Annotated in this window: 30 protein-coding genes; 18 read left to right on the top strand and 12 right to left on the bottom strand. The window is 70.0% G+C overall.

Going from position 1 to position 26,306, the window contains the following annotated elements; genetic code table 11:
- Window positions 1-31: 31 nt before the first annotated feature.
- Window positions 32-565 (bottom strand): peptidylprolyl isomerase, encoded by a 534-nt coding sequence (locus ACZ6QO_RS30010; RefSeq protein ID WP_465855496.1) that lies wholly within the window; start codon window positions 563-565, stop codon window positions 32-34.
- 205 nt (window positions 566-770) lie between these two features.
- Between ACZ6QO_RS30010 and ACZ6QO_RS30005 the strand changes: the two genes are divergently transcribed.
- Both ACZ6QO_RS30005 and ACZ6QO_RS30000 read left to right on the top strand, forming a co-directional pair.
- Entirely contained in the window at window positions 771-1,223 is a 453-nt protein-coding gene (locus tag ACZ6QO_RS30005; protein WP_465855494.1) for a hypothetical protein, read from the top strand.
- A 172-nt stretch (window positions 1,224-1,395) separates the two neighbouring features.
- Window positions 1,396-2,745, top strand: coding sequence for an AI-2E family transporter (locus ACZ6QO_RS30000; RefSeq protein ID WP_465855492.1), 1,350 nt, complete (start codon window positions 1,396-1,398; stop codon window positions 2,743-2,745).
- Window positions 2,746-2,775: 30 nt separating this feature from the next.
- Here ACZ6QO_RS30000 and ACZ6QO_RS29995 read toward each other — a convergent pair whose 3' ends face one another.
- From ACZ6QO_RS29995 to lpdA, 4 genes are all read right to left on the bottom strand, one after another.
- Window positions 2,776-3,006, bottom strand: coding sequence for a DUF6203 family protein (locus ACZ6QO_RS29995; protein WP_465855491.1), 231 nt, complete (start codon window positions 3,004-3,006; stop codon window positions 2,776-2,778).
- A gap of 77 nt (window positions 3,007-3,083) precedes the next feature.
- Complete coding sequence (locus ACZ6QO_RS29990; RefSeq protein WP_465855490.1) at window positions 3,084-3,602, bottom strand: RICIN domain-containing protein; 519 nt, start codon at window positions 3,600-3,602, stop codon at window positions 3,084-3,086.
- Window positions 3,603-3,615: 13 nt separating this feature from the next.
- On the bottom strand, window positions 3,616-4,125 hold the full coding sequence (locus tag ACZ6QO_RS29985; RefSeq protein WP_465855488.1) for a ricin-type beta-trefoil lectin domain protein: 510 nt from the start codon (window positions 4,123-4,125) through the stop codon (window positions 3,616-3,618).
- A 102-nt stretch (window positions 4,126-4,227) separates the two neighbouring features.
- On the bottom strand, window positions 4,228-5,628 hold the full coding sequence (gene lpdA / locus ACZ6QO_RS29980; protein ID WP_465855486.1) for a dihydrolipoyl dehydrogenase: 1,401 nt from the start codon (window positions 5,626-5,628) through the stop codon (window positions 4,228-4,230).
- Window positions 5,629-6,117: 489 nt separating this feature from the next.
- Here lpdA and ACZ6QO_RS29975 point away from each other — a divergent pair, with 489 nt between their 5' ends.
- The 5 genes from ACZ6QO_RS29975 (at window position 6,118) to ACZ6QO_RS29955 (ending at window position 9,775) form a co-directional block, all read left to right on the top strand.
- A complete protein-coding gene (locus ACZ6QO_RS29975; protein WP_465855484.1) occupies window positions 6,118-6,528 on the top strand; it encodes a hypothetical protein in 411 nt (136 codons plus the stop codon).
- A gap of 145 nt (window positions 6,529-6,673) precedes the next feature.
- Window positions 6,674-7,282 carry an ArsR/SmtB family transcription factor gene (locus ACZ6QO_RS29970; RefSeq protein ID WP_465855482.1) on the top strand — a complete coding sequence of 203 codons (609 nt, stop codon included), beginning with the start codon at window positions 6,674-6,676 and terminating at the stop codon, window positions 7,280-7,282.
- 160 nt (window positions 7,283-7,442) lie between these two features.
- Window positions 7,443-7,985, top strand: coding sequence for a DinB family protein (locus tag ACZ6QO_RS29965; protein WP_465855480.1), 543 nt, complete (start codon window positions 7,443-7,445; stop codon window positions 7,983-7,985).
- A 199-nt stretch (window positions 7,986-8,184) separates the two neighbouring features.
- Window positions 8,185-8,967, top strand: a complete 783-nt coding sequence (locus tag ACZ6QO_RS29960; protein WP_465855478.1) for an alpha/beta fold hydrolase — start codon at window positions 8,185-8,187, stop codon at window positions 8,965-8,967.
- Between the two features lie 214 nt (window positions 8,968-9,181).
- Window positions 9,182-9,775, top strand: coding sequence for a hypothetical protein (locus ACZ6QO_RS29955; protein ID WP_465855476.1), 594 nt, complete (start codon window positions 9,182-9,184; stop codon window positions 9,773-9,775).
- Between the two features lie 16 nt (window positions 9,776-9,791).
- Here ACZ6QO_RS29955 and ACZ6QO_RS29950 read toward each other — a convergent pair whose 3' ends face one another.
- A complete protein-coding gene (locus tag ACZ6QO_RS29950) occupies window positions 9,792-10,640 on the bottom strand; it encodes a DUF72 domain-containing protein (RefSeq protein ID WP_465855474.1) in 849 nt (282 codons plus the stop codon).
- Window positions 10,641-10,717: 77 nt separating this feature from the next.
- Between ACZ6QO_RS29950 and ACZ6QO_RS29945 the strand changes: the two genes are divergently transcribed.
- Window positions 10,718-11,260: an NUDIX domain-containing protein gene (locus tag ACZ6QO_RS29945; RefSeq protein ID WP_465855472.1), complete on the top strand. Its 543-nt coding sequence runs from the start codon at window positions 10,718-10,720 to the stop codon at window positions 11,258-11,260.
- Window positions 11,261-11,386: 126 nt separating this feature from the next.
- Here the strand turns inward: ACZ6QO_RS29945 and ACZ6QO_RS29940 are convergent, their stop codons facing one another.
- Both ACZ6QO_RS29940 and ACZ6QO_RS29935 read right to left on the bottom strand, forming a co-directional pair.
- On the bottom strand, window positions 11,387-12,400 hold the full coding sequence (locus tag ACZ6QO_RS29940) for a hypothetical protein (protein ID WP_465855470.1): 1,014 nt from the start codon (window positions 12,398-12,400) through the stop codon (window positions 11,387-11,389).
- Complete coding sequence (locus ACZ6QO_RS29935) at window positions 12,400-13,479, bottom strand: NlpC/P60 family protein (RefSeq protein WP_465855468.1); 1,080 nt, start codon at window positions 13,477-13,479, stop codon at window positions 12,400-12,402. The genes ACZ6QO_RS29940 and ACZ6QO_RS29935 overlap by 1 nt, the downstream gene beginning before the upstream one ends.
- Before the next feature lie 172 nt (window positions 13,480-13,651).
- Here ACZ6QO_RS29935 and ACZ6QO_RS29930 point away from each other — a divergent pair, with 172 nt between their 5' ends.
- The 6 genes from ACZ6QO_RS29930 to ACZ6QO_RS29905 all read left to right on the top strand — a co-directional run bounded on the left by ACZ6QO_RS29930 (window position 13,652) and on the right by ACZ6QO_RS29905 (window position 19,055).
- Window positions 13,652-14,662 (top strand): helix-turn-helix domain-containing protein, encoded by a 1,011-nt coding sequence (locus ACZ6QO_RS29930; protein ID WP_465855466.1) that lies wholly within the window; start codon window positions 13,652-13,654, stop codon window positions 14,660-14,662.
- A 60-nt stretch (window positions 14,663-14,722) separates the two neighbouring features.
- On the top strand, window positions 14,723-15,211 hold the full coding sequence (locus ACZ6QO_RS29925) for a glutathione peroxidase (protein ID WP_465855464.1): 489 nt from the start codon (window positions 14,723-14,725) through the stop codon (window positions 15,209-15,211).
- 194 nt (window positions 15,212-15,405) lie between these two features.
- Window positions 15,406-16,014, top strand: coding sequence for a PadR family transcriptional regulator (locus tag ACZ6QO_RS29920; protein ID WP_465855462.1), 609 nt, complete (start codon window positions 15,406-15,408; stop codon window positions 16,012-16,014).
- 149 nt (window positions 16,015-16,163) lie between these two features.
- On the top strand, window positions 16,164-16,643 hold the full coding sequence (locus tag ACZ6QO_RS29915) for an SgcJ/EcaC family oxidoreductase (RefSeq protein ID WP_465855460.1): 480 nt from the start codon (window positions 16,164-16,166) through the stop codon (window positions 16,641-16,643).
- A gap of 219 nt (window positions 16,644-16,862) precedes the next feature.
- Window positions 16,863-17,306, top strand: coding sequence for a type II toxin-antitoxin system PemK/MazF family toxin (locus tag ACZ6QO_RS29910; protein WP_465855458.1), 444 nt, complete (start codon window positions 16,863-16,865; stop codon window positions 17,304-17,306).
- A 402-nt stretch (window positions 17,307-17,708) separates the two neighbouring features.
- Complete coding sequence (locus tag ACZ6QO_RS29905) at window positions 17,709-19,055, top strand: Ig-like domain-containing protein (protein WP_465855456.1); 1,347 nt, start codon at window positions 17,709-17,711, stop codon at window positions 19,053-19,055.
- A 169-nt stretch (window positions 19,056-19,224) separates the two neighbouring features.
- On the opposite strand, the gene pta is transcribed toward ACZ6QO_RS29905, so the two are convergent.
- The gene (gene pta, locus ACZ6QO_RS29900) at window positions 19,225-21,270 is read right to left on the bottom strand and encodes a phosphate acetyltransferase (RefSeq protein ID WP_465855455.1); all 2,046 of its coding nucleotides are present in this window, start codon (window positions 21,268-21,270) and stop codon (window positions 19,225-19,227) included.
- 499 nt (window positions 21,271-21,769) lie between these two features.
- Here pta and ACZ6QO_RS29895 point away from each other — a divergent pair, with 499 nt between their 5' ends.
- The 4 genes from ACZ6QO_RS29895 (at window position 21,770) to ACZ6QO_RS29880 (ending at window position 24,463) form a co-directional block, all read left to right on the top strand.
- A complete protein-coding gene (locus ACZ6QO_RS29895) occupies window positions 21,770-22,012 on the top strand; it encodes a hypothetical protein (protein ID WP_465855453.1) in 243 nt (80 codons plus the stop codon).
- A 287-nt stretch (window positions 22,013-22,299) separates the two neighbouring features.
- A complete protein-coding gene (locus ACZ6QO_RS29890) occupies window positions 22,300-22,821 on the top strand; it encodes a hypothetical protein (RefSeq protein ID WP_465855451.1) in 522 nt (173 codons plus the stop codon).
- A gap of 289 nt (window positions 22,822-23,110) precedes the next feature.
- The gene (locus tag ACZ6QO_RS29885; RefSeq protein WP_465855449.1) at window positions 23,111-23,545 is read left to right on the top strand and encodes a DUF4259 domain-containing protein; all 435 of its coding nucleotides are present in this window, start codon (window positions 23,111-23,113) and stop codon (window positions 23,543-23,545) included.
- Between the two features lie 339 nt (window positions 23,546-23,884).
- Complete coding sequence (locus tag ACZ6QO_RS29880) at window positions 23,885-24,463, top strand: dihydrofolate reductase family protein (RefSeq protein WP_465855447.1); 579 nt, start codon at window positions 23,885-23,887, stop codon at window positions 24,461-24,463.
- Here ACZ6QO_RS29880 and ACZ6QO_RS29875 read toward each other — a convergent pair.
- The 3 genes from ACZ6QO_RS29875 to ACZ6QO_RS29865 all read right to left on the bottom strand — a co-directional run.
- Window positions 24,445-25,155 (bottom strand): helix-turn-helix domain-containing protein, encoded by a 711-nt coding sequence (locus tag ACZ6QO_RS29875; RefSeq protein ID WP_465855445.1) that lies wholly within the window; start codon window positions 25,153-25,155, stop codon window positions 24,445-24,447. The genes ACZ6QO_RS29880 and ACZ6QO_RS29875 overlap by 19 nt on opposite strands.
- Window positions 25,156-25,276: 121 nt before the next feature.
- Window positions 25,277-25,783, bottom strand: coding sequence for a carboxymuconolactone decarboxylase family protein (locus ACZ6QO_RS29870; protein ID WP_465855444.1), 507 nt, complete (start codon window positions 25,781-25,783; stop codon window positions 25,277-25,279).
- A gap of 61 nt (window positions 25,784-25,844) precedes the next feature.
- Window positions 25,845-26,306 (bottom strand): hypothetical protein (locus tag ACZ6QO_RS29865; RefSeq protein ID WP_465855442.1); only part of this gene is annotated, 462 nt, incomplete at its 5' end.

Here is a 26,306-nt window from a genome sequence, read left to right as displayed (position 1 = left end):
GCCCGGCACGGGGCGCGCCGGGGACAGCCGCTCAGGACTGCACGCGCTCGATCACGACCTCCTGGAGGACGACGTCGGTGAGCGGGCGGTCCTGCCGGGTCGGCGTCTTGACGATGGCGTCCACGACGTCCTGCCCCTCGATCACCTCGCCGAAGATGGTGTGGTTGCCGTTGAGGTGCGGGGTGGGGACGACGGTGATGAAGAACTGCGAGCCGTTCGTGCCCCGGCCGAAGCGCTTGCCCGCGTTGGCCATGGCGAGCAGGTAAGGCCGGTCGAAGCGCAGGTCGGGGTGGATCTCGTCGTCGAAGTCGTAGCCGGGGCCACCGATGCCCTGGCCCAGCGGGTCGCCGCCCTGGATCATGAAGCCCTGGATCACCCGGTGGAAGATCGTGCCGTCGTACAGCCGGGCGTTGGTCTTCTGCCCGGTCTCGGGGTGGGTCCACTCACGGGAGCCTTCGGCGAGTTCCACGAAGTTGCGCACGGTCTTGGGCGCGTGGTCGGGGAAGAGACGGAGCTTGACGTCACCCAGAGTGGTGCGCAGCTTTGCGATGAGATTCTCAGCCACGAGGACTGCCCCCTTCGATATGTCAGTTGTCAGGTGGAAAGCGATGTTTCGTTGACTATGGCGCAATGGCCTACCCCGCATCCTCCCACGCCACGTCAGGATTGAGCCGCTTTCGATCGGGAAGGTGAGCCTGCGGGGCCCCAAGACAGGGGAGGTTGTCGTGTCCCTGACACTGAGAAAACGCCGTGTGAGCATGGTCATTCCGATGGCAGCCACGCGGATGGGTCGCATCAAGACCCAGGCCATGCGGACGGCGGACCAGGTCCGTCCCGTGGCGCACACCGCCCGCGAGGTGGCCGCGCACCGCATCGAAGACGCCCGCGTCTGGGCCGCGCCCAAACTCGACCGTGCGGCTCACTCCGTCGAGGAGCAGCTCGCGCCGAAGGTCAGCGCGTTCCTCGCCCGTGCGGCCGAGCGGGTCGATCCCGCACCGTCGATCAGACGGCGCAACCGCTGGTCGATGCTGGCGCTGGCGGCCGGCGTGGCGGCCTGCGCGGTGGGCGTCGTGCTCTACCGCAACAATGCCCGCCAGTGGGCCGACACCATGAAGGACACCGGGGCCGATGCCAGCAGGTGGTCCGGAGACCGGGTGGAGGAGACAGGTGGCGTGGAGGAAGGCGGCATGAGGGCCGACGAGGCCTCGCGCAAGATGTACTGAGCCGAGCGGCGAGGCGCCCTCCGGGTGATCCGGAGGGCGTTTCCCGTGTTCGGAGACGCTGCACGAGTGGCGCGGTGACGGCCCCGCCTCCGTGACGTACAGATCGCCAAATTCCGGCATCTATCAGGCAAGGAACGGGACTGAATCGCCGTCCGGAGGGCAGCAAGGACGCGTGTCCGAGACTGGCAGTTCCGAGCGCGCAGACATATCCAGCGTCTTCCCCTCGTTCCCGGCCGAGAACGCCGACGCCTCCGGCGACGCCCGTCCGTCGGGCACCCCGGGCGCGTCGGGCGACCCCGGTCCGTCCGCCGACGTTGAGCCCCCCGCCGCGGCGGAGACGTCCGGCGATGGGTCCGTTCCGTCCGCGGCGTCCGGGTCCTCCGAGGTGTCCCGTCCGTCCGACGGCGCCGCCGTCCCGCCGGCGGACGGCGGGGCGGCGGGGGCCGCCAGGGTCGACCCCAAGGTCTACGAGCAGCCCTTCGGGCGTCCTGGGCGGCCGCTGCGGAGCAATCCGTTCCTGTTCGGCCTGACCGCCGCCCTCGGCGTGCTCACCGCCTGGCTGCTCGTCCAGGCCATCGCCTCGGCCGGCTCGGCCCTGGTCCTGATCGTCGTCTCGCTGTTCCTGGCGATCGGCCTGAACCCGGCCGTGGAGGCCCTCCAGCGCCGGCACCTGTCCCGCCGCCTGGCCATCACGATCGTGTTCGGCGGCGTCATCGCGTTCTTCGTGGGCTTCGGGCTGGCGGTGGTGCCTCCGCTCACCGACCAGACCACCGGCTTCATCCAGCACCTGCCGGAGTACGTCCAGCAGTTGCAGAACCACCCGGTGATCCGCTCGATCGACGATCGCTACCAGGTGCTGGACAAGTTGCAGCAGTACGTCACCAGCGGCGGCCTGGCGAGCCAGATGTTCGGCGGCCTGCTCGGGGTGGCGAGCGTCGTGATCAGCGCGCTGTTCAGCGGGCTCACAATTCTGGTGCTGACGCTGTACTTCCTCGGCTCGCTGCAGTCGATCAAGGAGACGGGCTACCGGATGGTCCCGCGTTCCCGCCGGACGCGGGTGCGGCTGCTCGGCGACGAGATCATCAGGCAGATCGGCGGCTACGTCGCCGGCAACCTGATCATCTCGCTGATCGCCGGCGGGGTGACCTTCGTCTTCCTGTCGGTGCTCAAGGTGCCGTACGCCCTGGCCCTGGCGATCTTCGTGGCCGTCACCGACCTGATCCCCATGGTCGGCGCGGTGGTGGGGGCGGTGGTGGCCTCCGGCGTCGGCTTCCTGACCTCGGTGCAGGTCGGCATCGCCTGCGTCATCTTCTTCGTCGTGTACCAGCAGATCGAGAACTACGTGATATCGCCGCCGGTGTTCAAGTCGTCGGTGGCGGTGCCGCCGATCGCCACGATCATCGGTGCGCTGCTGGGCGGCGCGCTGCTCGGCATCGTTGGCGCGCTGCTCGGCATCCCGCTGGCGGCGGCGGTCCTGCTCCTGGTGAGAGAAGTGGTCTTCCCTCGCCAGGAGCGAGTGTGAGACCGCGGGGTCCGGCCGGCGCCTGCCGCCCTATCGGCGGCCGCGCGCCGAAGGCCCCTGCCAGGCGTACGGATTGCGGGAGGAGCGGCCGGGCTCGCGCAGCACGTCGCGCCGCTCGCCCGTCTTGCCGGACTTGCCGGGCTCGCCGGAGTTCGCGCCGCGGCGCTTGCGCATCAGCCACCATCCGACGCCGAGGACGACGAGCCCGAACGGAGTGCGGGCCAGCCAGCGGGTCACCACGAGTTTCAGGATTCTCTTCATGCCTTCTCCTCGGTCCGGTCGTTGCGCCTGCCTCTACCCGCCGGACCGGTGAACATGCTGGTGCGGGGCCCGCGCGCTCACAGCCTCCACTTCTGGTTGCTCCACTTGTTGCAGTCCCAAAGGTGGACGCGGGCGCCGTTGCCGCCGATGCCCTTGAGGTCGGCGTCCAGGCACCGCCCGCTGGCGAGGCTGTAGATGGCGTGGCTGCGCCGGTCGTAGAGCCACTGCTGGTTGGCGTTGCCGTTGCAGTCCCACAGCTGCACGCGAGTGCCGTTGCGGGCGAGGTTGCCGTGGTCGGCGTCCAGGCACCGCCCGTTGACCAGGCTCCTGATGGTGTGGGTCGCCGGGTCGTAGGTCCACGCCTGGTTGGCCCAGCCGTTGCAGTTCCACAGCTGGATGCGCGTGCCGTTGCTGCCGATGCGGCCGAGGTCGGCGTCCAGGCAGCGGCCGTCGGCCTTGCTGCGGATGGGACCGCCGGTGGAGGTGCCCGCGACGGTCGCCGACGCGCCGGTGACGCCGGCGGCGACGGTGGCGGCCGCGGCGCAGCAGGTCAGGACGATGAACACCCGGAGTGCTCTGAAGAGGTGAGGTCGCATCTTCCGGCTCTCCTCAGACGGTCCACTTCTGGTTCGCCCAGCCGTTGCAGTCCCACAGCTGGACGCGCGTGCCGTTGCTGCCGATGCCGCCGAGGTCGGCGTCCAGGCACCGCCCGTTGTACATGCTGTAGATCGTGTGGCTGATCGCGTCGTAGATCCACTTCTGGTTGCTCCAGCCGTTGCAGTCCCAGAGCTGCACCTTGGTGCCGTTGCCGCCGATGGTGTTGAGATCGGCGTCCAGACAGCGCCCGTTGTACTGGCTGCGGATCGTGTGCGTCCGCACGTCGTAGGTCCACTTCTGGTTGTTCCAGCCGTTGCACTTCCACAGCTGGACCTTGGTGCCGTTCGGCCCGATGGTGTTCAGGTCGGCGTCCAGGCAGCGCCAGTTGGCGTGGCTGCGCACCGGGCCGATCGCCGCGGCCGTGCTCTGGGCGGCCGAGGCGCCCGCCGTGGCGGCGAGCACCGCCGCGCAGCCGGAGACGACCGCGAGCGTCCGAGCCGCCCTGGTGAACTTCCCTCGCATCGTGTCCGATCCCCTCTTCACGCAACTCCACTACTCTCGGTAGTTGAAGTTACACGCCAAGTGATGGAACGGGCCGGGTTGACACGACGGCGCGCCCGGGGATCACATGTTGATCATGTGGCCGGCCAGTCCGTGGAGGGCCTCCTTCACCGCCTCGCCGAGCGTCGGGTGCGCGTGCACGTTCCGCGCCATCTCGTGGACGGTCAGGTCCCACTGCTGGGCGAGCGTCAGCTCGGGCAGTAGCTCGGTGACCTCGGGCCCCACCAGATGGGCGCCGAGCAGCTCCCCGTAGCGCGCGTCGCTGAGGATCTTGACGAAGCCGCCCGGGTCACCGAGGCCGTGGGCCTTGGCGTTGGCGGTGAAGGGGAACTTCGCCACCTTGACCTCGAAGCCCTTCTCGCGCGCCTGCGCCTCGGTGTACCCGAAGCTCGCGATCTGCGGCTGGCAGTAGGTGGCGCGCGGGATCATGACGTAGTCGAGCTCCATCGTCTCGGCCTCGGCGATCGACTCGGCGGCGACGATGCCCATGGCCTCGGCGGCGTGCGCCAGCATGAGCTTGGCGGTGACGTCGCCGATGGCGAAGATGTGCGGCACGCTCGTGCGGCAGTGGCCGTCGACGTCGATGGCGCCGCGCTCGGTCAGGCGCACCCCGGTGTTCTCCAGCCCGTAGCCCTCGACGCGCGGCTGGAAGCCGATGGCCTGCAGCACCTTGTCGGCCTCCAGGGTCCGCCGCTCGTCGCCGGTGGAGACCGTGACCCGCACCTTCTCGCCGGACTCGTCTATGGTCTCCACCCGGGTCGAGGTGAGCACCTCGATGCCGAGCCGCTTGTAGCGGCGCGCCAGCTCGGTGGAGACCTCCACGTCCTCCAGGGGCACGATGCGGTCGAGGAACTCGACGATCGTCACCTTGACCCCGTAGTTGTGCAGGACGTACGCGAACTCGACGCCGATGGCGCCGGCGCCCGCGATGATGATGCTCTCGGGAAGGGCGTCGCTGAGGATCTGCTCCTCGTAGGTCACGACGCGGTCGCTGACGGACGTGCCGGGGAGCAGCCGCGTCGTCGCGCCGGTCGCGATGATGCAGTGGTCGAACGTCACCGTCTCGGCGCCGCCGCCGGAACGGGCGACCTGCAAGGTGTGCGGGTCGGTGAAGGTGCCCCGGCCGTCGTACTCGGTGATGCCGTTCTTCTTCATCAGGAAGTGGACGCCCTTGACGCGTCCGTCGGCGACCTTGCGGCTGCGCTTGAACGCCTCGCCGTAGTCGAGAGTGACCTTGCCTTCCACGTGAATGCCGAAGGTCTTGGCCTCCTGGGTGAACAGGTGGGCGAGCTCGGCGTTGCGCAGCAGCGCCTTGGACGGGATGCACCCGACGTTGAGGCAGACACCGCCCCAGTAGCGTTCTTCGACGACGGCCACACTCAGGCCGAGCTGGGCGGCCCGGATGGCCGCGACATACCCACCGGGGCCGGCTCCGACAACCACGACGTCATAATGAGCAGTCATGCACCGGACCATATGTGGTACGGGCGCGCGGCGCTGCACCGGGGTCGGACGCAGCGGTCCGCCGTGACGGACACGGCCGTCCTTGTCACGATATCCAGATATTTCTGCGCCGGGTTGCGCGTCGCGCCTTCGCTGCAGAAAACCCTCTTCATCCGTACGCAACGGACACAAGCCGGGAAATCCTCTTAATGAGGATTAAGGCCGAGGGTTCCCCGAAATGGCGCCTCGACTGACACGAGGGTCGGCCGCCCAGGTCCGCCGCGCTATAACAAGATCAAGACGAGCGTGTCCGGCGAAGTCGGGAAATATCGAATCGAAGACCACAACAAGAGCTTAAGCACATAGCAAAAGCAGCAGTTATTCGTTTGTCTGCCACCGAACCCGGAAAACAAGACAAGTAGTCAGACTGGCTGAGTCACCACAGCATTCACTGGCAATACGGATGAATGCAGCTTTCAAGCACCCGAAGTCATCCAAGGGGGATGTGTAATGCCCAACGTCAAGAAGTTCGTGAGCACGCTGACGGTCTGCGCGGCGCTCACCGGGGGCATGCTGGGCCTGGGGGCCGCGGCGACGACCAGCAGCGCGAACGCCGCCACCACCATCACCAAGGGGGGCGGGGGCGACCACCGCGACTGGTCCCGTCACCGCAACCGCAACTGGAACCGCAACTGGGCGCGCAACTGGAACAGGACGTTCGCCCGCAGCTGGGCGCGCAACTGGGCCCGCCACCTGAACCGCAGCCACAGCCGCAGCGCCAACGTCAACCGCCAGGCACAGGCGATCAACATCCGCCTGATCTTCCCGAGCCAGGTCGGCACGCCGGTGAGCGCCACGGCCACCTCCACGCCCTCCACCACCTCGTCGGTACCGACCTCGCTGGTGCCCCACGTTCCCTGACGCACCGAGCGTCCCCGTCGTCTCGCGGATCGTGGTCCTGCCGTCAGACCACGGTCCGCGGAGGACGACCGGGCCGTTTCCCCGGTATCGGCCCGACAACTTCGAACGTCTTGACAATTAATACTGTCGGTGAGACCGTTGGAGCATGTTGGACGTAGCGGTGATCGAGGACTTCGCGGCGGCCGAGGTCTCGCTGGACCCGGTGCGGGCCCGGCTTCTGTCCGAGCTGTCCGAGCCCGGCTCGGCCACCACGCTGGCGGCCAAGGTCGGCCTGCCGCGTCAGAAGGTGAACTACCACCTCAAGACGCTGGAGCGGCACGGCCTGGTCGAGCTGGTCGAAGAGCGGCGCAAGGGCAACGTGACCGAGCGCGTCATGCGCGCCACCGCGGCCTCGTACGTCATCTCGCCGATGGCGCTGGCCGCGGTCGCCCCCGACCCCTCCCGCGCGCCCGACCAGCTGTCGGCGCGCTGGCTGCTTTCGGTCGCCGCGCGCCTGGTGCGCGACGTCGGCCGGCTGATCACGGGTGCGGGCGAGACGCGCCAGAAGGTCGCCACCTTCGCCATCGACGGCGAGATCCGCTTCGCCTCGGCCGCCGACCGGGCCGCCTTCGCCCGCGAGCTGGCCGAGACCGTCACCCGACTGGCCGGCAAGTACCACGACGAGGGCGCCGAGGGCGGGCGCGATCATCGCCTCATCATCGCCGTCCACCCGAGCGTCAGGCCGGAGGAGGGCCGACCGGCGGACGAGTCGTGAGCGACGCCGCCCGTCCTGCCAGGTGACCGACGGCCGGCCGCGCGACGGCGGGCCGCGCACCGCGGGCCGCGCCGCGGGATCGTGCGCTGCCGAGCCGTGCGACGGCAGGGCGTGCGACGGCGGCACCCCCTTGTCGGTGCCGCCTGACATGCTGCGCGGCATGACGCAGATCCCCGCCGAGAACCTTTCGCAGCCCTGGGCCGACGGCTCCCGCGCCGACCCGCCGTTGGTGGGCGACGAGCGCGAGATCCTCACCTCCTACCTCGACTGGCACCGCCGCACCTTCGAGCTGAAATGCTCCGGGCTCCCGCTCGAACGGCTGTCCGACCGGTCCGTCGCGCCGTCCAGCCTGAGCCTGCACGGCCTGGTCCGCCATCTGGCCGCCGTCGAGCGATGGTGGTTCCGCGTGCAGTTCGCCGGCGAGGACGTCCCGCTCCTCTACTACTCCGACGACGACCCAGATCAAGATTTCGACTCTCTCGACGGCGACGTCACCGAGGCGTTCGCGGTCTGGCGGGCCGAGTGCGACCACTCCCGCCGCATCGTGGAGGGCGCTCCCCTGGAGGCGACCGGCACGCGTCTGGCGACCGGCGAGCCGGTCTCGCTGCGCCGCATCCTCGTCAGCATGATCGCCGAGTACGCACGGCACAACGGCCACGCCGATCTCCTGCGCGAACGCATCGACGGCGCCGCGGGCTATTGAGCACGGCCGGGGCGCAGGTGGGGCGGCGGGCTGGTCCGCGACCATCGCCCACCGACAACAACTCCGCCCTTGACAATTTAATTGTTCGGTGACACCGTTGGTCGTGCGGCAGGAGGTCACGGCTGAGCGGCCACACCTCCTCCCACGGAACCGCACCCACCCATCCGACCGGATGACGTCCATGGAAAGAGTGATCAGCATGCACAAGGTCACGTCGGCCGACGGCACCACCATCGCCTACGACCGCTCGGGCTCCGGGCCTGCGGTCATCCTGGTCGGCGGCGGCTTCGCCGAGCGGACCAACCCGCTCTTCGTGGCGGTCGCCGAGGCGCTGTCCTCCCGGTTCACCGTGTACAACTACGACCGGCGCGGCCGCGGCGACAGTGGTGACACCGAGCCCTACGCCGTGCAGCGCGAGATCGAGGACCTCGACGCCCTCATCGAGGAGGCCGGCGGGTCGGCCCTGGTGTTCGGCGGCTCCTCCGGCGGCGCCCTGGCCCTGGAGGCCGCGTACGCGGGGTCCGCGATCACCAGGCTCGTGGTCTTCGAACCGCCCTACGTCACCGACGGCAGCCGTCCCGCGCTGCCCAGCGAGCAGCAGATCACCGCCCTGGTCCGCGAGGGCCGCCGCGGCGACGCGGTCGAGCTGTTCATGGTCAAGGGCGCCGACGTCCCCGCCGAGATGATCGGCCAGCTGCGTGACCAGCCGTTCTGGGCCGGCATGGAGGCCGTGGCCCACACCCTGGCCTACGAGGCCGCCATCGTCGGCCCCGGCCCGGTCCCCGCCGAGCGGTTCGCCTCCGTCGCCGTGCCCACCCTGGTGCTGGCCGGCGCCGAGAGCGCTCCGCGCATGCAGGACGCGGCGCGCGCGGTCGACGCCGTTCTGCCCGACTCCCGGCTCAAGACGCTGGAGGGCATGGCGCACGGCCAGCTCGACACCGATGTGCTCAGCGCCGAACTGGCGGCCTTCTACGCGGGCTGACGGACAGGAGCTTCGAGAGGGGCGGCACGCGCGTGCCGCCCCTTCGCCATGCCCGGGCCCCCGCCTCGGACGGCCGCGACCGCGGGAGCGTCCCTCACCTGCCTCGACCGGTTCGCCCGGTCCGGCCTCGGGGTCGCGCAAGGGTCGGGCATACGGGTGGAGCAGGGGATGATCCCTGATGCCCGCACGGTCCTCCGGCGATCACCATCGACACATGAGAAACGGGATGTTCCCGGCGCTGGCCGCGCCGCTGTTCATGATGGCCTACGGAATCATCAGGCTGATCGGCCGGATGGACGGCGTGTACGGGCCCGGCCCTGACTGGCAGGCCGCCCACCTGACCAACCTCGCCGGCTTGGCGCTGTTCGTGTTCCTGGTGCTCGGTCTGCGCCGCCTCCTCGCGCCCGGCCGAGTCAGGGACGCGGTCGTCGCGGTCACCCTCGTCGGCGCCGCCGCGTCGATCGTGCAGTTCACGGCCGACATCGTGGTGGGGCTGCTCGCGGCGGACAAGGCGGGAATGAGCGGGCTCAGCCACGATTTCCGCTCCCTCCCGGGCGTCGACCTCGCCTTCTACCAGGTGGGACCCCAGCTGCTGTATCTGGGCATGATCGTGCTCACCGCGCTGCTGGCCCGCGCGGGCCGGCTTCCCTGGTGGAGCGTCGGCCTGGTGCTGGTGAGCAGCCTGCTGCCGGTCGTGACGCTGGACCTCATCCCGCTCAGTGCCGCCGGCTACCTGGTGGCGCTCCACCCCCTGTGGGGCCCGCTGCGGCGCCAGGGAGCCGCCGCGCCGCTGACCGCCGGCCGGTAAGAGGCGGCGGGGGCGGTCAGAAGAGGGTCAGCGGCTCGGCCGGCATGGGGTCGGGCAGCGGCTCGACCCCGGGCACCCGTGCCCGCACGTCGTCGTGGAAACGGCGGGCGAGCGTGAGCGCGTCGGCGTTGTCGGGCGTATGAATGAACACGGTCGGGGACCGGCCCTCCCGCAGCCATTCGGCGACCGTGGCGACCCACGGCCGCCAGCCCTCGACCGTACGCGCCGGGTCGTCCCGGCCGAGGTAGCGGACGATCGGGCGGTCGGTGAGCGCGGACGACCGGCGCGGCACCCGCGGCTTCTTGGTCCACGCGTCCCGCTCGGCGTCGCTGGTGGGCGGGCTCTGGAACAGGACGGTGGTGTCGAACGGGATCCACTCGGCGGCGCCGGCGAGGGCCCGTTCGAGCAGCCCCGCCGAGCGCGCGTCCTCGAAGAACGCGCGGTGGCGCACCTCGACGGCGTATCTGTACGAACCCGGCAACCGGCGCAGGAAGCCGGCCAAGACGCCGACGTCGGCCGGGGCGAACGACGCCGGCAACTGGATCCACAGGGCGTGGGCCCGCGGACCGAGCGGCTCGATCGCGTGGAGGAAGGCCCGGAGTTCCTCCGCCACGTCGCCGAGACGGCGCTCGTGCGTGATCGTCTTGGGCAGCTTGACCACGAAACGGAAGTCGGGGCCGGTCTGGCCGGCCCACGACTCCACGGTGCTCCTGGCCGGCGTCGCGTAGAACGTCGTGTTGCCCTCCACCGCGTCGCACCAGGTCGCGTAGGCCCGCAGGCGCTCACCGGGCGGAAGCGGATGCGGCAGGAGCCGCCCCTGCCATGGCGCGTGCGTCCACATCGCGCATCCCACATGAAGCCGCATGCTCCGACGCTACCCAAGCCCGCCGCGCGTCGAAGCCCGCCGAGCGCGAGCGGGCGGCGCCAGTAGGATGCGACGTCATGACCGAGACGCAGCCCGTCGTGCGACAGGTTTCCTCCGACGTCGTCTACAGCAACGCCTGGATGACGGTACGTGAGGACGCGATCGAGCACCCTGACGGCTCGCCTGGCCTGTACGGGTACGTCGTCAAGCCCGACTTCGTGCTGATCGTCCCGCAGGAGGGCGACGGCTTCCACCTGGTGGAGGAGTACCGCTACCCGATCGGCCGCCGCTCGTGGAGCTTCCCGCAGGGCAGTGCGGAGGCCGACACCCGCGAGGAGGAGGCCAGGCGGGAACTGGCGGAGGAGACCGGCCTGTCGGCCGCCCGGTGGCGGCACCTCGGCCGTCTGGACAACGCTCACGGCATCACCGACCAGGGCCTGCACGTCTACCTGGCCACCGGGCTCACCCACGGCCACGCCGACCGCGAGCACAGCGAACAGGACATGCGCCAGCGCTGGGTCACCCGGCCGGAGCTCGAGCGGATGATCCTCACCGGCTCGATCACCGACTCGTCCTCCATCGCCGCCTACTCCCTGCTGCTCCTCCACGAGCGCGGCTGACCGAAGAGCCCGGTCACGCGCCTGACCGGGCTCTCGGGGTCGCCGTCCCGCTGCGGCCACCCGGGTTTCCTGGGTCGGCCGGGCTTTACCGTGCACGGCCCGGCCGCCGCTCGGCCGCCGCCGGGGTCAGCGGATGGCGAGCGGACGGTAGGCCAGGAAACCGGTCTTCGGCGACAGGCCGTCGGTCACCCGCCGGTGGTCGGTGCCGTAGCCCCGGCGCTGCTGGTAGGCCCAGTAGGAGCGGTGCGCGGCGTCGGCCCACCGGTCGAACACGATCACCTGCCGTCCTGGTGCCGGTCCGGTGGCCCTGATGACCAGGTCACCGGGCTGCAGCGCGGCGACCGGGATGGGCTTGCTGTAACGGGACGAGACCAGTCCCCGCGAGTCCGGCCCCGGAGCGCCGAGCAGCAGCGCCATCGAGGCGTAGCCCGAGCCGTCGGCCCGGTAGCCGCCGTGCGTCTTGTTCTGGCTGTACGGAACCCGCCGCGCGGTGCCCGGCATCCAGGTCTTCGCCCGGGCGATGACCTGGGCGCGGGTCACGCCGGGCACCGGCCACAGAGCCGCGGCGATCGCCTGCCCGTCCGCCGCCTGCGGCTGGTACCGCTCGGGATACTTCGACACCTGCACGCGCTGGCAGACGTCTCCGACCTTCGCCGACCGCCAGGACCCGTCGGGGTACTTGCGCAGCATCTTGTCGAGGAACGCCCCGGTCGCCCATGCCACGTCCAGCCGCTGGGCGGCGCTGCCCCACGTGGCCCGCTGCTGGAACACACCCAGGCTGTCGTGGTCGACCTCCCGGTCGATGTTCCGCACGCCCGTCTCCACGATGGCCGTGGTGAGGGCGATCGCGGCGGCCTCCCGGGGCAGTCCCCGGGCGCGGACCGCCGCGACCACCGCCCGGGCGCAGGTCACGCGGTAGCCGTCCATGTAGCCGCGCATCTTCGTCGCCAGCCGGGTGTTGAGCAGGGCGGCCAGATCGGCGTCGCCCGCCGTCACCGCCGACGTTCCGCAGGGGGCGGTCGAGACGGCGGCCCGCGCGGGCGCGCCGGTGACGGTCACCGCCAGCGCCGCCGCGAGGAGGGACGTCGCCGCGGTCCCGGCCGCTCGGGCGGGACCGGTGCGCGGTCGTGGGATGCGCACTAGCGGATCCTCGTCGGCCGGTAGGCGTGGAACTGGGTGCCCGGGGTCAGTCCGTGCTTGACGACGCGGTGGTCGGTGCCGTAGCCGGCGCGTTGCTGGTAGGCCCAGTAGGAGGTGTGCGCGGCGTCGGCCCACTTGTCGAAGATGACCACCGCGCGGGCGGTGTTGCCGCCCACCGGATCGATCACCAGGTCCCCCTGGAGCAACTCGCTCATCTTGATCGGACGGGTGTAGGCGCTCGTGACCAGGGCGGTCGTGACCGGTCCTGGCTTGGCCAGCCCCAGCGTCATGGAGACGTAGCCGGAGCCGTCGGCGCGGTAGCCGCCGTGCTTGGCGGTCTGGCTGTAGGGCACCCGCTTCGCGGTCCCCGGGTTCCAGGTCTTGGCCCGGGCGATCACCTGGGCGCGGGTCACCGTGGGGGGCGGCGCCGGCGCGTCCTCGCGGATGTTCAGCGCCCGGTAGGGCTTGTACTGGCTTCCCGACGACAGACCGTAACTGCGCGTCCGGTAGTCGGTCCCGTAGCCGCCGCGCTGCTCGTAGGCCCAGTACGAGCTGTGCCCCGAGTTGGCCCACCGGTCGAAGATGACGACGTGCCGGGTGGTGTTCGAGCCGATCGCGTCGATGATCAGGTCGCCTCTGCGCAGCTCAGAGAGCTGGATGCGCCGGGTGTAGGCGCTCTTGGCCAGCCCGACGGTGATCGGCCCGGGTTTGGCCAGGCCGAGCGCCATGGAGACGTAGCCCGAGCAGTCGGTCCGGTAGCCGCCGTGCGTCTTGTTCTGGCTGTAGGGCACGCGCTTGGAGGTCCCCGGGTGCCACGTCTTGGCCCGGGCGATCATCTGTGAGCGGGTGACGGGCGCCGCGGCGGCGGCCGCCGCGGCCTGCGCCGTCCCGGACGTGCCGGTGGCGGTCGCCGTGACCGGGTCACCGGGGGTGCGGTAAGCCGTTCGCGGAACCCACGCGGACTGCGCGGACTGCTCGACCTGCGCGGACGCCGCGGGCGCCAGGGCGCCTCCGCAGGCGACCACGGTGATGACCGCCAGGTTTCCCGCCGTGATCCAGAAGCTTCGGTTCGAGGGCATGTGCTCTCCTTGTCCCTGCCGTTGGTCGTTCGGTCGGCCGGCCGGGCACACACGCTGACAGGAAAATCCTGAAACTCATCGTGAAATTGGTGAAGTTGGGACAATAGCGGCCAAGGTGCCGACATGACCTGCGATGACTCAGACCGCTGAGACAAAGTTGGGACGAACCACCGTGGCGAATGGAATCGAAGACGCGAGCCGGAGCCGACGGCTGCGACCGCTGTCCGACGACCTGCCCGAGCCGACCCGCGTCCTCCTGCGGGAGTTGCGGGCCCTGAAGGAACGGGCCGGGTTCGACCTGCGAGCGCTGGAGCAGGCGACCCACGCGAGCCGGTCGTCCTGGGGGCGATGGCTCGCCGGGGACACGTGGATCCCCCTGGACGCCGTGGAAGGGCTGGCGCGGCTGTGCCGCGCGGACGAGAACCGGTTCCGCGAGTTGTGGCTGGCGGCGGAACAGGCCCGGCGATCGGCGGGGGCCGCGGGCGGCGACGGCCCGTTCCGGGAAGGACCCCTGGCGGAAACGTCCGCCGGCGCCGGCGCGCCTGATCATCCGCCCGGGACGACGCCGCCAGCGTCGCGCGGTCCGGCGGATCGGCTGCGGCGGCGGTTCCTGGTCGGGGCGGCGGTGGGCCTGGTCATCGGCGCGGTCGCCGGCGCGGTGCTCACAGCGTCCGCCGCCGGAGGACGCGCGGGCGGTGACGCGCGTCCTCCGGTCACCGCGAGTCCGGCGGGCCGTGGCACGCCGTCGGCCGCGCCGGTCGTCGGCCGGGCCGCGGTGATCGCCCGTGCCGTCGGCTGGCGACCGGCCACCGCGCAGCGCGTCCCCTACAGCCAGTTCAAGACCTACGGCGGCTACCGCACCGACGGCTCGGGCTACGCCTCGATGGCACTCGGGCTCCCGCGACCGGGCCCGAACACGATCAATCTCGCCTCGGACGCCTACACCCGTCCGATCAAGATGAGCGAGTTGCTCCAGGGGGACCTGGTGATCGATCCGGTGGGCGGCAACACCGCCCGCGCGGTGGTCATCTTCGACAAGTGGGCCGACGCCGCGCACACCTCCTACTGGGCCTACCAGCAACGCGCCGGCTACGGCACCGACCACCGAATCGTCAAGCACGGACTCACCACGCCCACCCAGTTCCGCGCCTACCGACCGGTCAACATCCGCGACGGCGAATGACACCGCATGCCCGTCGGGGCGCACGGCGGACGGCGGAGCCGGGCTGATTAAAGTGGCTCCATGAATCCTCGGGAAATTCCGGTGCGCACGCTGGCCGGCGCGCCGACCACATTGGCGGACCTCGCCGGCGACACGGTGACTCTGGTGGTCAACGTCGCGTCGAGGTGCGGGCTCACGCCGCAGTACGCCGGGCTCGTCCGGCTCGGGCAGCGGTTCGGCGACCGCGGTTTCACGGTCGTCGGGGTGCCCTGCAACCAGTTCGCGGGACAGGAGCCGGGAACGGCGGAGCAGATCCAGGAGTTCTGCGTCACCACCTACGGCGTCGACTTCCCCCTGTTGGAGAAGGCCGACGTCAACGGCGACGACCGCCACCCCCTCTACGCGTCCCTGGTGGAGACCCCGGACGCCGCCGGCGACGCGGGCGACATCCAGTGGAACTTCGAGAAGTTCCTCCTCGACCGCACGGGCAACGTCGTCGCCCGGTTCCGGCCGAGAACCGATCCTGAGGACCCGTCCATCGTCGAGGCCATCGAGAAGACGATCGGATAGGTCCGTCCCCGGCCCGGTTCCGGCGGCCGGCCGGTGTCCATGGAGGCGGACCGGGCCGCGAGCTCGACCCATCCGGTCGCGAGCGCCCAGTCCCCTCTCCGCCGAGCACGCCGGCGCGCGCCCGTCGCCGCTATAGTGCAAAATGCAATAGAGGAAGTTGCAGCAATCAGGGCGGTGCGATGGCGCGGCGGCGGATGGACCACGATCTGGTGGAGCTCACCGTGCTCGCGCTGCTGTCCGTACGCCCGAGCCACCCCTACGAGTTGCACCGGTTCATCGTCGACACCCACAAGGACTACATCACCGGCCTGCCACGCAGCCTCTACCACGCGGTCGACCGCCTGGCGAGGGACGAACTGATCAGTCCGGCCGAGACGACACGGGAGGGACGGCGGCCCGAGCGCACCGTCTACAAGATCACCGGCGAGGGGGCGGCGGAGCTCGGCAGCCGTCTGCGGCACCTGCTGGAGACGCCCATCCCCGACACCCGCGCCCTCATGGCGGCGATCTCGCTCATCGGCTGCCTGTCACCGGAGGAGGCCGAGCGGTCGTTGCGCACCAGAGCCGCCACCCTGGAAGGCGCGGTCACCGCGCACGACGCCCACATCAGCGGGCTCACGGCGACCGGCCTTCCGCCGATCCTCATGCTGGAGATCGAGTACGACCGGGCTCTTCGCTCCGCCGAGCTCGACTGGGTGCGCGAGGTGATCACGCGCCTCCGGTCCGGCGAGCTGACCTGGTCGAACTCCGTCAAGACCGACCTGTTGGCCGACCTGCTGGCGCAGGAGCCGCCACAGGCGTGAAAACCCGCGGCCGGGTGCGCCAACACCCGGCCGCGGGACCTGCCCCGAACCGGAACCGCGAAGCGTCCGTCCAGGACTGAGCACCTCCAAGGATAGGTCGCCTCGCGGACCGGGCCGAAGCCCGTACGGGCCCGATCCAAGGAGAGATCATGAGTGCACAGACCGGCGAGACGTCCGAGGCGGCCCGCGAGCAGGAGGTCATCGACCTGCTGCGCCGCATGACGGAGGCATGGAACGCCGGCGACGCCGCCGCGTACGCCGAGCAGTTCACCGAGGACGCCGACTACATCACGTTCTTCGGGATGCACCTGACAGGACGGCGGGCGATCGAGGAAACACATCGCGCGCTGTTCGAAGGCCCTCTGAAGGGGTCGCGCCTCACCGACAGCACGACCGGGGCGTCGGTCCCGGCGGTCCGCTTCCTCCGGCCTGACGTCGCCGTCGTCATCAACACCGGAGGTTCGTCCGTCGACGGCGAGCAGAGCCCCGACCGCGACTCGATCGTCACGCTCACGACGGTGCGGCGAGCCGACGGATGGCGCTTCGCGTCCTTCCAGAACACCCGCATGATGAGCCTGGACAAGCTCGCGGGCCAGAACGGCCCCGGCGGCGGCCACGACGCCGGATGAAGTCACCGGCGTAACAGGTCACCGGCATGATCGAGGCGCCGTCCGTCCGGGTGGCGCGGCCGCTGGAGGCGGGTCCCCCTCAACGCTCGGCGGAGGTCTCCGTGAGCGGGGGCTCGCCCCCATCTGACGGCCACACGGACGGCGCCTCCGCCGGGATGGAGTCTCGGACCGGCCGAATGCGAAGGTCGCGGATCGGCGGCGTGGCGTTAGTCTGCCGTAATGCGTGATCTCGAGAATGATCCGCGCCCCCTTCGCGGTGCGGTACGGCAGGTGTACGACGTGGAGAAGGCGACGGCTCTGGCGTACTCCCCGAGTTTGGACGGGCTCGCCGACCCGGGGGAGGTCGTGTGGGCCTGGGTGCCGTACGAGGAGAACCCTGCACAGGGCAAGGACAGGCCTCTGCTGCTCGTCGGCCGTCACGGACGCGGACTGCTGGGCATGCTGCTGTCGAGCCGCACCCCGGACGAGGACTACCAGGACGACTGGCTGGAGGTCGGGCCCGGCCCCTGGGATCGCGAGCGCCGGGTGTCCTATCTGCGGCTCGACCGGGTATTCGAGCTGGAAGAGGACGACATCCGCCGGGAGGGCGCCATCCTGGACGAGGCGAGATTCGCCCGCGTCGCCGCGGTGCTGCACCACCGCTACGGCTGGCCGTTCGCCTAGGAGCGCTGAGTCCGGACGGCCGGCCGGACTCGTCGGCGTCGGCGGGTCACGGCCGGCCCGCCACGCCCCGCGGTTCGTGAGCGCGCGGCCTGGACGCCGCCGGCCCGTCCCCATCTCCGCGCCCGCGGCCTCCGCTCGCCGGAGTACGACACGAAGATCACACAGCCCGAACTCCTGACACGACACTCCGATCACGTAGAGTAACGTCCGCCATGAAGTCGATCTACGGGGACATCCCGCACGACGGAGTGGAGTTCAGTGTTGACGTCACACCATCCCAGAGCCGCACGCACCGCGCTGACCTGCGCACTCTTGGCGCTACTCGCCACGTCGGGGACGCAGGCGGCACTCGGTGGCGGCGCGCGCGCCGCCACCGTGCGGCAGCCAGCTGCCGGAGCCGCGGTGACGCCGTGTGTCCGGCAGGGGCAGGCGACCTACCCCGTCTCCTACTACTGGAAGAACGCGTTCGGCATGAGACTGGGCGGCGGGTCGGTCTCGGTCGACACCTCCCCATCCCTGTGGGGCGGGCAGATCGCGCCGGGGGGCACCTTCACCGTCACCCTGACGCACCGCACCGCTCAGTGGCCGCTGCTCGTGAGGACCTACAGCACCATGTGGGACCTGTCGTCGCTGCTGGCCAGCGCCGATGTCGTCGGCCAGTCGGGGACCGGCGCCATCAACGGCAACACCCTGACGATCACCTCGCCGGGCACCAAGACCGACCCGCCGCGGAAGGTCATCACCTTCCGGGTCAGGCAGGGCACCATCGGGCGCACCATGACCATCCGGCCGACCGGCATCAGCAGCGTCATCGCCGCTCCCGGCCAGCTCGGAGGCAACGCCCCCGCCCCTCCGATCCAAATCGTCGGCGGGCAGTCCATCTCGCCCACCAAGGCCACCGACGACACCGCCGCCACCAGGCAGGACACGGCCGTCAGCGTGCCCGTCCTGGCCAACGACACCGCCACCGCACCGGCGATCAGCAGCGTCACCACGCCCGCCAACGGCACGGCGACGATCTCCGGCGGCAGGGTGGTCTACACACCCGCCCCGGGCCGCAGCGGCACGGACTCCTTCACCTACACCATCACCACCGCCTGCGGGACGAGCACCGCCAGGGTGACCGTCACCGTGACCTGCGCCTACGAGCCGGTCGACCTGGTCAACGGCAGCTTCGAGGCGCCGGCCGTGGCCACTGCCGACTGGAACATCCCCGACGCCTCCACCAACCCGGGCGTCGGCTGGCACACCACCGCCACCGACAACAAGCTGGAATTCTGGCGAGGCAGCGCGACCGGCATCCCCGCGGCCGACGGGGCGCAGTTCGCCGAACTCAACGCCAACCAGGTCTCCACGCTCTACCAGGACGTGCGCACCGTTCCCGGAACGCCGATGACCTGGGGGCTGTACCACCGGGGCCGCCTCGGTACCGACGTGATGCGAGTGCTCATCGGCGCCCCGGGCGCGACCGTCGCCCAGGTCCCGTCCGGGGCGTCCTCGCCGGACCTCTCCGACGACAACACCGCCTGGCGGTACTACACCGGGGTCTACATCGTCCCTCCGGGACAGACGACCACCCGATTCGCCTTCGCCTCGGTGTCGGCCGCGGGAGGCACTCCGACGGCCGGCAACTTCCTGGACGGCGTGGTGTTCCGATCGCCGCCCTGCCTGCCCATGACCCAGAGCACGATGCGGACGGCCGGATCGCACAGTGCGCGGCGCGCCGCACCCGGTGACGTCCGGGGATAACAGCCGCACGGGAGTCGGAGACCAGCCGGCCAAAACGCGAAACCCAGGTCGGGGACACACCCTGACCTGGGTTCTCCTTCGCTGATGAGGCCCAGGAGATGTCCGGCTCCTGCCATCTGCCCGCGAACGGGTGCGCGCCGGCGGGCCGGTCAGCGGCGCGTCGCGACGGTCACTGTCGTTGCGCCTGGATCGCGGTGATCGCCACCGTGCTGACGATGTCGGGGACCGTCGCCCCGCGGGACAGGTCGTTGACCGGCTTCCTCAGCCCTTGCAGTACGGGCCCCACGGCGACCGCGTCGGCCGATCGCTGCACCGCCTTGTAGGTGTTGTTCCCCGTGTTCAGGTCCGGGAAGATCAACACGGTGGCCCGGCCAGCGACCTGCGAGCCGGGGAGTTTGAGCGCCGCGACCTGCGGGTCGACGGCGGCGTCGTACTGGATGGGGCCCTCGACGAGCAGCCCGGGAGCCCGCTCGCGGACCAGCGCGGTGGCCGCGCGGACCTTGTCCACGTCCGCGCCGGTCCCCGAGGTGCCGGTGGAGTAGGACAGCATGGCGACCCGCGGTTCGACGCCGAACAGCTCGGCGGTGCGGGCCGAGGAGATCGCGATGTCCGCGAGCTGCTCGGCGTCCGGGTCGGGGTTCACGGCGCAGTCGCCGTACACCAGCACGCGGTCGGCCAGGCACATGAAGAACACCGACGACACGATGGAGATGCCGGGCACCGTCTTGATGATCTGGAAAGGCGGCAGCAGCGTGGCCGCCGTCGTGTGGGTGGCCCCGGAGACCATGCCGTCGACCATGCCGGTGTACACCATCATGGTGCCGAAGTACCCGGGGTCGCTCATCACGTCCCTGGCCCGGTCGAGGGTGATGCCCTTGTGCGCGCGCAGCCTGGCGTACTGCTCGGCGAACGCCTCCCGGTGCGGAGAGGCGTTCGGGTCGATGATCTCCACCCCGGGAAGGCCGAGCCCGAGTTCCCGCGCCCTGCGCTCGACCACGTCGCTCCTGCCGAGCAGCGTCAGGTCGACGATGCCGCGGTTCACCAGGATCTCCGCGGCCTGGAGGATCCGGTCCTCCTCGCCTTCGGGGAGCACGATGTGCCGTCGGTCCGCCCGAGCCTGCTCCACCAGGAGGTGCTCGAACATCATGGGGGTGACCCGTTCTGAACGGGCCAGGTCCACCCGGTCGGCCAGGTCGGCGGCGTTGACGTGGGACTCGAAATGCCCGAGGGCCAGCTCGATCTTGCGTGGATTGTCCGGCGTGAGGCGGCCCTCCAGCTCGTTCAGCGTGGTGGCGACCGTGAAGCTGTCCTGCTGGGCGAGCAGGACCGGCGTTCCGGGGGCGAGCTTGGCGGCCAGTCGCAGCACGTTCGCGGGCGGGGCCTCTCCGAGCGTGAGCATCACGCCCGCGGGGCGCACCGTGCCGGCGGCCTCCGCGGCGAGCGTGCCGACGAGCAGATCCGAACGATCGCCGGGAGTGATCACGAGGCTGCCGTCCGTCAGATGGTCGAGCAGGATCGGCAGGCCGGCACCGCCGAAGACGAACCCCAGGACGTCGCGGAGCGCGGCGTCCTCGCTCACCTGCAGGGGGACCGCCTCCACCGCTCGCGCGACCTGCCCCACCGTCGGCGCGGACAGCAGCGGGTTCTCCGGGATGAGGTAGCACGGGACGGGCAGCCCCGGGTCGGCGTGCGCGTCGGCGGGCACCCTGTTGGCGACCACCGCGACGACGGTGCAGCCGAGCTCGGAGAAGGCCTGGTAGCCGCTGCGCATCTCGATGTCGATCTCGGCCGGCTCGCCGTCCGGGATACCGACGACCACGAGCACCGGCGCGCCGAACTCGGCCGCCAGCCGCGCGTTGAAGGCCAGCTCGCTCGGCAGGTCACCGGTGTCGAACGTGCTCCCCAGCACCAGCAGGGCATCGCATTCGCGTTCCACGGCGTGGAACCGGTCGACCAGCCGCGCCACGAGCTTCTCGTAGCCCTGCTCACTGCTGTAGATCTCCGCGGCCTCGGCGCTGGTGATGCCGCACTCGGCGACCTTCGGCTGGTAACGGGCCCGCAGCAGCTCCACCGTCGGATCGGCGCCTTCGCCGCGCATGACCGGACGGAACACCCCGACCCGGTCGGCCCGCCGGGCAAGCAGCTCCATCAGCCCCAGCTCGACCACCTGACGTCCGTCGCGCGGCCCCACACCCGCGACGTAGATGCTCCGCATCCAGACCCCCCACACACACGACGGCTTGACCCCAATGAAATCAGCCTCCGGGACCCGGCCGTCCTCCCACAAGGACCAAAGGCCTCATCCAGGTCCTCACAACCAGGCACCTCGGCCCCATCCAGCCGAAACACGCCCGCGGCGAGCCGCCGGCGATGTCACCGACCTCCTTGCCGCTGATTTTTCACCGATGCGGCGCCGCGTTGCACCCCTCGGGGAATGCCGTCCACGCTTTGGCAGGCGATACGAACGCACGGCTCCAAGGCGCATAAGGGCCACCCTGGGCTGCAATGCCGTGCTTTCTCGACGATTGCGGATAATAACGTTAATGTAGCGAAGCGCCAAAAATAATGTTTGCCGCCGGCTGGGAGACCTCGGCCGGATACAGCGATTAGTCTGAGTGATGTTCAGCGCCGCATCGGCGTATCCCGGGACCCGGAACCGAGCTCGCCATCCCCGCAGATCGGGGTTCGGTCATCACCTCAGGGAGTGATCTCTGATGCTCAAGCGTTCGCTCTTCGCCGTCACGCTGGCGGCGTCCACGCTCCTCGTCACGGGAACCGTCACCGGCAGCGCGCAGGCCGCCGCGCCGAGCGTCTGCGCCTCGGCCCGGCATGCCTCCCCGGCACAGCCGGCGGACGACAGCATGTGCCAGTGGAGAGACGACGGCTGTTACTACTGCTACAGCTACAGGACCGCACGCTGGGACCAGCAGTATTGCGACGGCGGCTCTGACGGTTAGCCGAATCGGCGACCGGCCCCGACGGACGACGGCGGCCTCGCGAGACACCACCTCGCGAGGCCGCCCTCACGTGTGGGTGACCAACGCCACCGACGCGGGTCGGCCGTGTTGTGTGGCGTTGTGTGGCGTTGTGCACGCTCGGAGGTGAGTGTGCATTCCTACGCGGAACACCCCCTTGCCCCGCTCCTAACGTGAACCCCGTCGCCAGGCGAACAGCACACCGAACCACCCGCCCGGCGACAGAACATCCCGGCCCGAGCCGGAACCCTCACACAGGAGCGACCACCATGAGCACCATCCGCACCATCCTCACCACCGCCGCCCTCACCGGCGCCCTGGCCGCCGCCATCGCCGCCACCCCCGCCCAAGCCGCCACCACCACCGGCACCGCCGGCGCCGCCGCCACGACGGCAAGCGCCGCCGGCACCGCCGGCCTGACCAGCACCGCCGGGACCGCCGGGACCGCCTCCTACGACCGGCACGGCTTCGGCACCATCTGGTCCGGCTACAGCCGCGGCGAGTCCCGCCACGACCGCTCCTACCTCACCGGCTACTGGTACTCCCACAACGGCTACTACTACATCAAGGGCGACCTGTACGACCGCGACCGCGACAACCAGTACTCCTACATCGACTTCCAGTGGCACGACGACAACGGCTGGCACCACAAGATCTACCGCGGCAACCGCTACGGCGCCTCCCACTTCTCCGGCAAATTCCGCAAGGACACCTTCGACGACTTCCGCATCCGCGTCGGCGAAGGCACCCGCGGCCACTACGACTGGGGCCACTCCCGCGACTTCTTCTAAACCACCCCAGGCCACCGCCTGACGGGAACGCACATATCCACAGCGGCTCACGGTCTCGGTGACGAGGACCGGAATGGGACAACAGAGCGGGCGCTCCTCCGGGAGCGCCCGCTCTTGTCATATCGGCATCCGAGAAGAGCCGGCGGGAATATGGTCGCGGACAAGGACGGGCGGCCGGCACGTGAACCAGCCGGCCTCAGGACAATCCCCGTCAGGCGGCGAAAGCAGCGTCCGGCGCCCCGGAGATCCGCGATGGTCGCCGGCCGGGCCGATGAGAACCGGAGGTGACATGGGGGCATGGGGTGCTGGGCCGCTGGACAACGATGCGGCGGGCGATCTACTGGATGAGCTGGCACAAGCCCGGCCGGAAAATCTCCCGAAGCTGCTGCGGTCGAAGTTCCGGCGGGTGATATCCGTCGACGGCTCGATAGACAACTGGGAGACCGAACAGGCATTGGCCGGCGCCGCCTTGGTCGCTTATCATCTCGCCGCTCAGCGCGGGGAGCCGTTCGAGGCCGATGAAGACCTTGACGCGATCCATCTCGCGGTCACGGAAGAGCTCAGGCTGCTCGCCGAGCAGACCATACGGCGGGCGCTGTCCCCCGAGAACAACGAATGGTTCCAGCTGTGGACCGTCTCAGACGGGACAGACGAGGCGAAGGCCGGGCTTGAGCCTTACCTCCGCGTCCTCACCCATGGCGACGAAACCGCGGACCGCGTATAGACGGAAAGGCCTATCGACCTCGGCAGGCCCGCGCGAACACAGCTCAGCGGACTGATCGCGTTCTCATCATCGATGAGAGTGCCTCCGGTCGGCGGACCAACGGACGGGCATGCGTCTCGCGCGGTCTGAGCAGGCACCGACGGTTTCCGAGATTCCGCAAGTTCCGCCGGAACAGCGGCGGTAGGCCGTACTGTAGTCGTTTCTGTACAAGACGGCCGCAGTGGCCGCTTCCTAGCATGCATGGGCGTGGGCGCTCCGCCACAAGTGCGCTGCACGGTGCGGCGGCCCGCTTATCGATGTACCTGGCGACCTTGTCGCCTGACCATGGGAGAACAGCACATGCGCGATCTGGTTTATACCGGGTTCATTTCGCTCGACGGCGTTCTGGACTCTCCGGGCGGCGGGCCGGGCGAGAATCACCGCAGTGGTGGATGGGCGGTCAACGACATCGAATTCGTGCCTGAGGCCTTCTCGCTCAAGGCCGAGGAGCTTGAGGATACGACGGCGCTGATGTTCGGCCGCCGGAGCTACGAGTTGTTCGCGCCGGTCTGGCGTGACTCGGAGGACCACGCCTCCTACAGGGAGATGCCCAAATACGTGGTCTCGTCCACGCTGTCCGACGACGCCCTCGTCGAGGGATGGGGGCCGACGACGATCCTGCGCTCGACCGACGACATCCTCGAACTCAAGAAAGGCGAGGGTGGTGCGATCTTCATCCATGGAAGTGCGGAACTCGCCCAGCGCCTGTCGGATGCGGATTTGATCGACCAGTACAACCTTCTCGTCTTCCCAGTGCTGCTCGGAGCCGGGAAAGGCCTGTTCAGCAGGGCGGACAAGGCCAAGCAGAAACTGGTCCTCCGGGACTCCGCGGCCTATTCGAACGGCATCGTGAAGCTGATCTACGGCACCGTCAGCTGATCCAGAGCGAGGGCGAGCGCACCGCCGGTGCCCTCGCGGAGTTGTCGCGCCGTGCGCCCGACGTACCGGCGCAGCGCACGAGCCAGGTGCGGCTCGTCGAAGTACTCGAGCCTGGAGACGACATCGACGACCGGGGTGCCGGCGGCCAGGAGCAGCGCCGCCTTGCGTGCGCGTTCGATCTGCCGTACGGCGCCCTGGGTGAGCCCGGTCGCCGCGCGGAACCGGCGTTCGAGGGTGCGTCTCGCCACCACGGGCTGGTCGTCCGGGCGAAGACCTGTGACCAGAGGGTCACGGGTGACGACCCCGGAGCGGACGAGACGGTCGACCAGAGCCTCAGCGTCGTCGGGGCCCGGGGTCTCCCAACGCACGCCGTCCAGCCGGAAGGTCCTGCGTGTGACGTCGAGGAGTTCGACGCCCTTGTCGACCAGGGCCGGCGTGGGCACGGCCCGGAGTGACGTGCCCACGGCGAACTCGATGCCGACGAAGGTCGCGCCCTCCGGCACCGGTGCGGTGCCGGTCCTGGTCTCCGGGCCCGAGATACTCGCGTGCGCTCTGCCCTCGCGCTGCCAGAACACCAGACCCCAGCGCACCCCCGCGACGGAGGTCATCTCGGTGACCTGCTCACTCGTGCAGGTCCACACGATGTCCACCCACGGCGAGTCGGACGCGCGTGTCTCGAACCGCAGCGCCATGGCAGAAGAGTACGCGCCGCGCTCTCCCTCCCCATCCGCCGGCGGCGCCGATCACCGCGGAACCATGCGGGCCCGTCATTGACCGTGGTGCACTGCTGGACCTCCTGCGGTCTGCCGGGCGTTACCTGCTGTAATTCTTCCCGATCGGCTTCCCGGGGATCGGCCTGCCGATGAGAGCGACGGCGATGAAGAAGCAGATCTGGCCGATGGCCATGGTCAGCGTCCACAGCGCCTTGTCGTCATAGTGGGCGGATGCCCTGGCGTACAGCTCGTCGGGGACACGCTCGCCGGACGGGTTCGGGGTGAGCACGGCCTCCACGAGCTCCAGCGCGACCCGTTCGGCGTCGGTGAAGTACGGGGCATCCCGCCATGAGACCACGGCGGCGATGAGCTCCTCCGACGCCCCGGCCTTGCGCAGCAGGCCGGTCTGCCGGACGGTGTGGTAGGTACTTCCGACGATCTGTCCGGCGCGAAGCTGCACCAGGCCGACGGTGGTCTGCGGGATCGAACCGTTCCTGGTGGCCTTGGTCATGCCTGCGGAGATCGGTCCGAGCTCGGGGAAGAACTGGACAGGATCGGGCAACCGGGAGCGAGGTTCGTCCTGCTCGGTCGTCGTGGGTGTGGACATGCGCGAAATCTTCCCTTCTCGACTCTCGATTCTGGCGATGCGAGGCCGGCGACCTGGTGTTTCAGCGGTTCGACGACACAACCCCGAGAGTGTGCGGCGACGTGCCGGCCGCCCTGCCGCGGCGGCCGGCCCAGATATGGATCAGTTGAAGGACGCTGAGACCGAAAAGCAGGACGCCCAGTGGGACATGCAGGGTCTTCACGTGCGCTATGCCCAGCGCCACCTGCGCCGATACGAGCACCAGGAGCCCGGCCGCGTACAGGATGGGCCTGGGCGAGCCGCCGCCGGGCCGCCACACCAGGACCGCGGCGACCAGTTGCACCAGCGCCACGACGAACACCGTGTAGGCCCCGGCACTGTGCGATGCCATACCGTGCGAGGACAACAACAGCCCTGCGGTGATCGACTGGACGAAGACGGCCAGGGTCTTGTCGACGGCGCGCGAATGTGGACCCCCTGGCGACAGCCGAAAATGGACCCCCTTCAGTAACTCTGGAGGGTGATCAAGGTGGAGGACTGGGCG

The sequence above is a fragment of the Sphaerisporangium sp. NPDC049457 genome (assembly GCF_055586705.1).
The sequence above is the reverse complement of the archived record's forward strand: the minus strand, read 5'-3'. Positions and strand labels throughout refer to the sequence as shown.